This is a genomic window from Streptomyces sp. CO7 (assembly GCF_053474865.1).
In genome coordinates this window covers 1,464,480-1,471,430 of the sequence record NZ_JBRIOU010000002.1, presented here as the reverse complement: position 1 = coordinate 1,471,430, position 6,951 = coordinate 1,464,480, and the positions used below count along the sequence as shown (strand labels likewise).

General features: G+C 74.4%; 8 protein-coding genes. 3 read left to right on the top strand and 5 right to left on the bottom strand.

Annotation, left to right across the window (positions count from 1 at the left end; translation table 11 throughout):
- On the bottom strand, window positions 1-975 hold a 975-nt coding region (locus tag ACOV8S_RS08725; RefSeq protein ID WP_448317122.1), incomplete at its 3' end, for a hypothetical protein.
- A gap of 228 nt (window positions 976-1,203) precedes the next feature.
- Here ACOV8S_RS08725 and ACOV8S_RS08720 point away from each other — a divergent pair.
- The gene (locus ACOV8S_RS08720) at window positions 1,204-1,329 is read left to right on the top strand and encodes a hypothetical protein (protein WP_448317121.1); all 126 of its coding nucleotides are present in this window, start codon (window positions 1,204-1,206) and stop codon (window positions 1,327-1,329) included.
- A gap of 7 nt (window positions 1,330-1,336) precedes the next feature.
- Here the strand turns inward: ACOV8S_RS08720 and ACOV8S_RS08715 are convergent, their stop codons facing one another.
- Both ACOV8S_RS08715 and ACOV8S_RS08710 read right to left on the bottom strand, forming a co-directional pair.
- Window positions 1,337-2,155, bottom strand: a complete 819-nt coding sequence (locus tag ACOV8S_RS08715; protein ID WP_448317120.1) for an inositol monophosphatase family protein — start codon at window positions 2,153-2,155, stop codon at window positions 1,337-1,339.
- A 50-nt stretch (window positions 2,156-2,205) separates the two neighbouring features.
- Window positions 2,206-2,517 (bottom strand): hypothetical protein, encoded by a 312-nt coding sequence (locus ACOV8S_RS08710; RefSeq protein ID WP_448317118.1) that lies wholly within the window; start codon window positions 2,515-2,517, stop codon window positions 2,206-2,208.
- A 124-nt stretch (window positions 2,518-2,641) separates the two neighbouring features.
- Here ACOV8S_RS08710 and ACOV8S_RS08705 point away from each other — a divergent pair, with 124 nt between their 5' ends.
- Window positions 2,642-2,983, top strand: coding sequence for an antibiotic biosynthesis monooxygenase family protein (locus ACOV8S_RS08705; protein WP_448317117.1), 342 nt, complete (start codon window positions 2,642-2,644; stop codon window positions 2,981-2,983).
- Between the two features lie 186 nt (window positions 2,984-3,169).
- The gene (locus ACOV8S_RS08700; protein WP_448317116.1) at window positions 3,170-4,045 is read left to right on the top strand and encodes a hypothetical protein; all 876 of its coding nucleotides are present in this window, start codon (window positions 3,170-3,172) and stop codon (window positions 4,043-4,045) included.
- On the opposite strand, the gene ACOV8S_RS08695 is transcribed toward ACOV8S_RS08700, so the two are convergent.
- Window positions 4,018-5,280 (bottom strand): MFS transporter, encoded by a 1,263-nt coding sequence (locus tag ACOV8S_RS08695; protein WP_448317115.1) that lies wholly within the window; start codon window positions 5,278-5,280, stop codon window positions 4,018-4,020. The two genes, ACOV8S_RS08700 and ACOV8S_RS08695, sit on opposite strands and share 28 nt — an antisense overlap.
- A 64-nt stretch (window positions 5,281-5,344) precedes the next feature.
- Entirely contained in the window at window positions 5,345-6,850 is a 1,506-nt protein-coding gene (arfA, locus tag ACOV8S_RS08690; protein ID WP_448317114.1) for an arabinosylfuranosidase ArfA, read from the bottom strand.
- Between the last annotated feature and the right edge of the window lie 101 nt (window positions 6,851-6,951).

Below are 6,951 nucleotides of genomic sequence, written 5' to 3'. Positions count from 1 at the left end.
GTCGCGGAGGGTGCGGACGGCGGCCCGGGCCCGGTCGTGCGCCGCGCGTTCCTCGGCCCGGGCCTCGCGGCTCTCGGCGCGGGCGGCGTGCAGTTCCTCCTCCAGGGCAAGGACCCGCTCCCCGAGGGCGGCGACGCGGTCCGCCGCGTCCTGTGCGGCGCGGTCGGCGCCGGCCGTCTCCTCCTGCGCCTCGCCGAGGGCCCGTGCGGCCTCCTCCGCCTGCGCGCGGGCCTCCTCCAGCTCGCGTCGCCGCTCCTGTTCCGCGGCCTCGCGTTCCGCCGCCTCGCGTTCGGCCGCCTCGCGTTCGGCCGCCGCTCGCTGCCGGGTGCGGCGTTTCTCCTCGCCGGCGGTCCCCCGCTGTGTGGGGCCGCCCGCGTCCGACGCGCCGCCCTTGCCCCGGCGGCCGGAGCTTGTGCCGCCCCGGTCCGCTCCCGGTTCCTCACCCTCCGCCTCCGGCGTGGGCACCAGCCGCAGGTCGGGCGGCGTCCCGCCGCCCAGCGCGGCCCCGAAACCCGGCGCCGCCGCCAGCGGTTTGGTCAGCCGGCCCCCGGCCCAGGCCTCGGCCGCCTCCGGGTCGGCCAGCACCGCGCGGAGGGTGCCCTCGATCTCCTCCCGGGCCCCCTCCCCCACCCGGTGCCCTGCCGCCGCGCTCAGCTCCACGGCCTGCCGGGCCAGCGCGGACACCAGCAGGTGCTGCTGCCGGGAGAGGTCCCGCAGCACGCCGCCGTCCAGGTCGTGGTGGGCCTGCCGCAGCGCCTCCCCCAGCCGCAGCAGCGGTTCGGTCTCCTCCTTGCGCTCCCGGACCAGCAGGTTGCAGGCCCAGGCCGACAGCGTGGGTCTGCGCAGGGCCTTGATCCGCTTCGCCAGCTCCCGGTCGCCCTCCTCGCGGGCCCGGGCGGCGCGCTCGTCGCGCACCCCGGTGAACTCCTCGGGGGGCATCCCGTACAGCTCCTGAGCGACAGCGTCGAGATCCACCGCGCACCTCCAGCGTCCGGGGACCGAGTCTGGCACCGCCGCCGCGCGGGGCCCCGTCCGCTTCGTCCGTCCGGCCGATCGGCACCGCTTCCCGGAAGCGCTCGGGAACGTTGGAGCGGCAGCCGGGGAGCCGGGCCGCGGTGATCGACGACGAGGCCGAGGCGATCGTCCACCTCTAGGCCTCCTGCGACCAAGCTGACGGCGGTCAACGAGCTGGACATCGCCCGCGTGGACCCGGGCTTCCGGCAGCGGTGGGGCTCCGGCCTGCTCGCCCTGTTCACCCGCCTGCGCCCGCTGTTGAGCGAGCACGCCCGGGCCGACTGCGAGGAGGTGCTGGCTCCCGCGGCCGGGTGAGCGGCGCTCAGTGCTCCGCGGGGACCCGGGCCCGCGCCATGGTGAGCAGCGCCTCGTGGGTGTCCTGGTCGGCCGCGGCGATCAGACCGTTCGCGCCGGTGTACGGGGGCCGGCCGTCGAGGCCCGTGACCACGCATCCGGCGGCCTGGCACAGGGCGATGCCGGAGGCGAAGTGCACGCTGTCGCGCAGGTCCCCGTCGGTGACGTACGCGGCCCGTCGGCCCGCCGCGACCCAGGCGACGGCGAGGGTCGTGGAGACGACGCGGGGCCGGAACCGCGCGGTGAACGCCGGGTCGGCGAGCAGCCGGGCGGCCCGGAAGGCGGGGGCGTTGGGGAACGGCGGGTCGAGGTTGAGGTCGACCAGACAGGACGCCGGCGAAGGGGTCAGGTCCGTGCGCGTGCCGTCGGGGCCCACGAGTCGGGCGCCCGCGCCGTCGGTCAGGTACACCTCGCCGCTGAACGGGTCGGCCGTGGCGGCCGCCGTCACCCGCCCGCCGTCCCGCAGGGCGACGTTGACCCCGACGAGCATGGTGTCCACGGCGTAGTTGAGGGTGCCGCAGAGCGGGTCGACGAGCCACCTGCGGCCGGCGTCCGCCGCCCCGGCGGCTCCGCCCTCCTCACCGGTCACGGCGTCACCCGGGCGGGAGGCGCGCAGCACGTCCAGGATCGCCTCCTCGGCCGCCAGGTCCGCCGCGGTGGCGAAGTCACCGTTCCCCTTGTCGTGCCGCTCGGGCGCGCTGCCGTACAGGGCCCGCACCACGGCGGCCCCGGCCCGCGCGGCGGCGAGCGCCACCTCGGCGTCGTGCAGCGCGTTCGTCGTCGTCATGCGGGGAGCATAGGCGGGCTTCCCGCGAGTCGCTCGGGCCGGGCCCGGGCTCACATGCTGGCGAAGGCGGAGATCAACGTGTCGGCGCGCAGCCGGAGTTCGGGGTCCTCGAGGCCGGTGACGGCGACCGCGAGGACGTCGGATCCCGCGGCCAGGGCCAGCGCGACCTCCAGTTCGGCCCGGGTGCCGACCAGCGGGTAGGTGTACCAGCCGTCCGCCCGGTCGTCGTCGGTGTCCCCGATGCCCGCCTCGACGGTCTCCCAGTCGGTGCCGTCGAAGGCGTACCCGGCGTAGTGGGACAGCAACTGCAGGAAGGGCAGGGCGTTCTGGGCCCATATCCAGCCGCTCAACGGCTCCGCCACGCGCCCTCCCCACGGGCGACCGAACCGCTCGCCGGGGCGGCCGCCCTGTGGTCACCATGCCCGAGAAACACGTGCCGCGCGAGGCCTCCGGCGGCACTCCGGGACGGTGCGGCAGGATGAGGGCATGAGCGTCGTGAAGATCAACGTACTGTCCGTGCCCGCCGAGCAGCGAGAAATCCTGGAGAAGCGCTTCGCCTCGCGGGCGCACGCCGTGGAGAACTCCGACGGCTTCGAGTGGTTCGAGCTGCTCCGCCCCGTCGAGGGGACCGACACCTATCTCGTGTACACGCGGTGGCGTGACGAGGCCGCCTTCCAGGCCTGGATGGAGGGGCCGATGAAGTCCGCCCACCAAGGCGGCGGTCAGGGTGAGGGCGGCGAGCGGCCGAAGCCGGCGGCGAGCGGCTCCACCCTGTGGTCGTTCGAGGTGGTGCAGCAGGCGGGACCGGGGGCGGACGCGACCGCCTGAGCCTGCGACAACCGGACCTGCCGCCCCCGTGCACCCCACGCGGGCGGCAGCGTCGTTCTCACCCCTCCTCACCCCTCCCGCGTGTTGAACGCGTTCAAAACAGTGGCAGGATGATCCCGGCGGCCGCATCCGCGCGGACCGCGTTCTTCGGCATGCCGTGACCATGCCGTGAAACGGGGAGGGATCATGGCCCGTCGAGGCCGGAACTACGCGTGGATGCTGGTGATGTCCATGCTGGTGCTGGGGTTCGAGACGATGCTGGGTCTGGTGGCCGGCACGGTGGCGCTCGCCACGACGGAGACCCCGCACATGGTCCCGGGCACTCTGACGCTGGTCTTCCTGCCGCTGCTCGCCGTCGTGGGGGTGCTGTTCGGGGTCCTGTTCTCGCACGTCGTGGTCATGCCGGCCGTCTGGCTGGGCGACGGTCTGGCGCGGCTGTTCCGCCGTCCGAGGGCCTGGTGGTGGGTGCTGCCGGCCGCGGTGCTGGTAGCCCTGCCCGCCTCGTTCCTGCTCGTCCGGCGCGCCGATCCCACACCGATGCCGGTGATGTTCGCGCTGTGGGCGGCGGTCGCGGCCTTCTCGCTGCCCGCGGTGCTGCTGGCCCGGCTCCGCGGACCGCGACAGAGCTGGCGGCCGGTCGGCCGGGTGGCGCTCTGGGGCGCCGGCACGGTGCTGGGCGCCGCCGTGCTCGGGGCGCTGGCCCTGGCGACCGGTGTCGTGCACGCGTACGAGCCGCCGTCCATGACCGCGCGGACGCTCACCGGCTCCTGGGCCAACGGCGACCCCGACGTCCTGGTCCTCCAAGCGGACGGCACCGCGACGGCCACCGGGCTGGCCCAGTTCGAGGACGACGGGACGCGCGCGGACCCCTGCGACGGACGGGGCTCCTGGACGTTCGACCCGGGCGACAACGCCTGGACCCAGCACGTCACCGTCCGCGTTCCCGGGTGCGCCGTCGAGGGATGGGCAGTGGGCGGGAACGAGGAACACCCCGTCCTGTACGTCTACGCCGGGGACCCGGACGAGGCGGCCCTCTACGAACTCACCCGCTCGGACCGGTGACCCGGCTCCGCGTCCCGCCCCGCCGAGGGCCCGGTGACCGTCGCCCGCTGCGCCCGCGGGGTGCGGCGCACCAGCTGGTCGACCAGCAGCACGGCCAGCGCCGCCGCCGTCAGCGCGCCGCCCATCAGCATCACGGCGCGGATCCCGGACGCGGACAGCACCATGCCGCCGGCCGCCGCCCCGGCGGCCGTGCCCGCGTTGAACGCCGCGTTGCCGACGGCCGAGGCGATGAACAGGTCGCCGGGCGCCACCGCGAGGAGTTCACTGGTCAGCGTGGTGATCATGGCGAACAGGGCCATGCCGCTGGTCGCCGTCAGCACCGCGGCGACCACGGGCTCGGCGCCCCACGCGTACAGACCGAGCAGCGAGAGGGCCAGCAGCGCCACCGGCGCCACCGTTGCCGGCCGGGGGTGGCGGTCCGCGAGGCGGCCGGCCAGGAAGAGCACCGCCACGCCCGCCGCGCCCCGCACCAGCAGCAGCGGGCTGATCGCCTCGGTGGAGAAGCCGCTCACCTCGAGGAGGAACGGCACCGTGTAGGTGAACGCCGCGCCGAGACCGGTCATGACCAGCACGATGGTCGCCACCAGCACGACGTAGCGCGCCCGGTCCGGCGCGCGGTCCTCGGCGGCGGCCGCCTGCGCCGCCTCGGTGGACGGCAGGCACAGGACGACGGTGAGGAGCGCCGCCAGGCCGATCCCGCCGAGCACCAGGAACGCGACGCGCCAGCCCGCCTGCTGCCCGATCCAGCTTCCGGCGGGCACGCCCAGCACGGTGGCCAGCGAGGTGGCGCCGAAGACCATGGCGACCACCCGGCCCCGCACCGCGACCGGGAAGAGGCCGGTCGCGGTGACCGTGACGACCGCCCAGAAGACGGCGTGGACCAGTGCCGTCACGGCACGCGAGGCGAGCAGCAGGCCGAAGGTGGGCGCGGCGGCGGACGCCAGGGAGGCGGCCACGAACAGCGCCATCAGGCCCAGCAGCAGCGGGCGGCGTGGGACCCGGCGGGTGGCGTAGGTGAGCGGGACGCTCAGTACCGCCACGACCACGGCGTACCCGGTGACCAGTTGGCCGGCCGCGGACAGGGAGACGCCCAGGCCGGCGGAGATCTCCGGGAGGAGCCCGGCGGGGAGGTTCTCCGTGGTCGAGACGCAGAACGTCGCGGCCATCAGTGCGCCGAGAGCTGCGATCGCCGCGGGCCTCGCCCCGGACGCCGTCCCGGCCGGGGCTCGGCTCATCGTTCGGTTCCTCCATCAGGTGTCGTCGAAAGTGTCGAATGTCCGCCGAAAGGCGTCCGGACGGTCAGCGCAGGGCGATCGCCGTCCACGACACCGGCGGGAGTTCGACGGTGACCGTGCCGTCGGCGAGGGTCGCGCTCGCGTTGACGGCAGGCGTGACCCGGTCCGGCTCCGCGAGCGTGTTCTTCGCGTACACATCGGCGTCGGCGAGCGTGAGCGCCTCCACGACGCGTGAGGACCCGAGGTCGCGCACGTCGATCGTGACCTGGGCCGTCTCCCGCTGGTCGCGGTTGACCAGGAACACCGCGGCCCGGTCCTCGTCGACGGTGGCGACGGCGTCCACGAGGCACGCCTCGCCGTACCGCGCCGTCCCGTACACCGGCGCCTCGATCACGGGCCGGATCACCTCCCCGGAGGCGAGCCGGCTGGTGATCGAGAAGGGGTGGAAGGTCGTCTGCCGCCAGGCCGGTCCGCCGGGCTCGGTCATGATCGGCGCGATCACGTTGACCAGCTGCGCGAGCGACGCGGAGGTGACGCGGTCGCTGCGCTTGAGCAGCGTCATCAGCAGGTTGCCGACCACCACGGCGTCCGCCACGGTGTAGACGTCCTCCAGCTTGCGCGGGGCGTGGCGCCACTCCAGGTCGGTCTCCCGGGCCTCCTGCTCCTGGTGCTCCTTGAGGTACCAGACGTTCCACTCGTCGAAGGAGACGTCGATCCTCTTCTTCGAGCGCTTCTTGCCGCCCACGTGGTCGGCGGTCGCGACGACGGTGTCGATGAAGAAGTCCATGTCGGTCGCGGAGGCGAGGAAGGAGCCGAGGTCGCCGTCGAGCTCCTGGTAGTAGGCGTGGCAGGAGACGTAGTCGACGTGCTCGTAAGCGTGCTCGAGCACCGTGCGCTCCCAGTCGCCGAAGGTCGGCATGCCGGATCCGGAGGAGCCGCAGACGACCAGTTCGAGGTCCTTGTCGGCCGTCTTCATCGCGGCGGCGGTCCGGGCGGCGATCTTGCCGTAGTCGTCCGCCGTCATGAAGCCGGTCTGCCAGGGGCCGTCCATCTCGTTGCCGAGGCACCACATGCGCACGTCGTGCGGCTCGGGGGTGCCGTTGGCGATGCGCAGGTCGGACAGGGTGGTGCCGGAGGGGTGGTTGGCGTACTCGAGCAGGTCGAGGGCCGGCAGGATGCCCCGGGTGGCGACGTTGACCGCGAGCATCAGCTCGGAGTCGGTGAGCTTGAGCCACTTGGCGAACTCGTCGAGGCCCACCTGGTTGGACTCGAGCGAGCGCCAGGCGAGGTCGCGGCGCACCGGCCGCTGCTCGCGCGGGCCGACGGAGTCCTCCCAGCGGAAGCCGGAGACGAAGTTGCCGCCCGGGTAGCGCACGGTGGTGCTGCCGAGTTCCCGCACGAGGTCGACGACGTCCATGCGGAAGCCGTCCTCGTTCGCGCTCGGGTGTCCGGGCTCGAAGATTCCGGTGTACACGCAGCGGCCGAGGTGCTCGACGAACGAGCCGAAGGTGCGGCGCCGGACGGGGGCGACGACGGCCTTCCGGTCGAGCGCGATGTGGGCGCGGGGCATGGCGATGGTCCTTCCTGGGGCTGCGCGCGGTGTGCGGGGGCGGGCGCTGCCACGGTCAACGGGGCCTGCCCCCGCCGCGGGGCGGCGGGGGCAGGCGTGGA

Bases quoted from the DNA above. Each gene is read 5' to 3' on its own strand.
- ACOV8S_RS08715 (WP_448317120.1), bottom strand. From the start codon at position 2,155: ATGACGACGACGAACGCGCTGCACGACGCCGAGGTGGCGCTCGCCGCC.
- ACOV8S_RS08705 (WP_448317117.1), top strand. From the start codon at position 2,642: ATGAGCGTCGTGAAGATCAACGTACTGTCCGTGCCCGCCGAGCAGCGA.
- ACOV8S_RS08700 (WP_448317116.1), top strand. From the start codon at position 3,170: ATGGCCCGTCGAGGCCGGAACTACGCGTGGATGCTGGTGATGTCCATG.
- ACOV8S_RS08695 (WP_448317115.1), bottom strand. From the start codon at position 5,280: ATGAGCCGAGCCCCGGCCGGGACGGCGTCCGGGGCGAGGCCCGCGGCG.
- arfA (WP_448317114.1), bottom strand. From the start codon at position 6,850: ATGCCCCGCGCCCACATCGCGCTCGACCGGAAGGCCGTCGTCGCCCCC.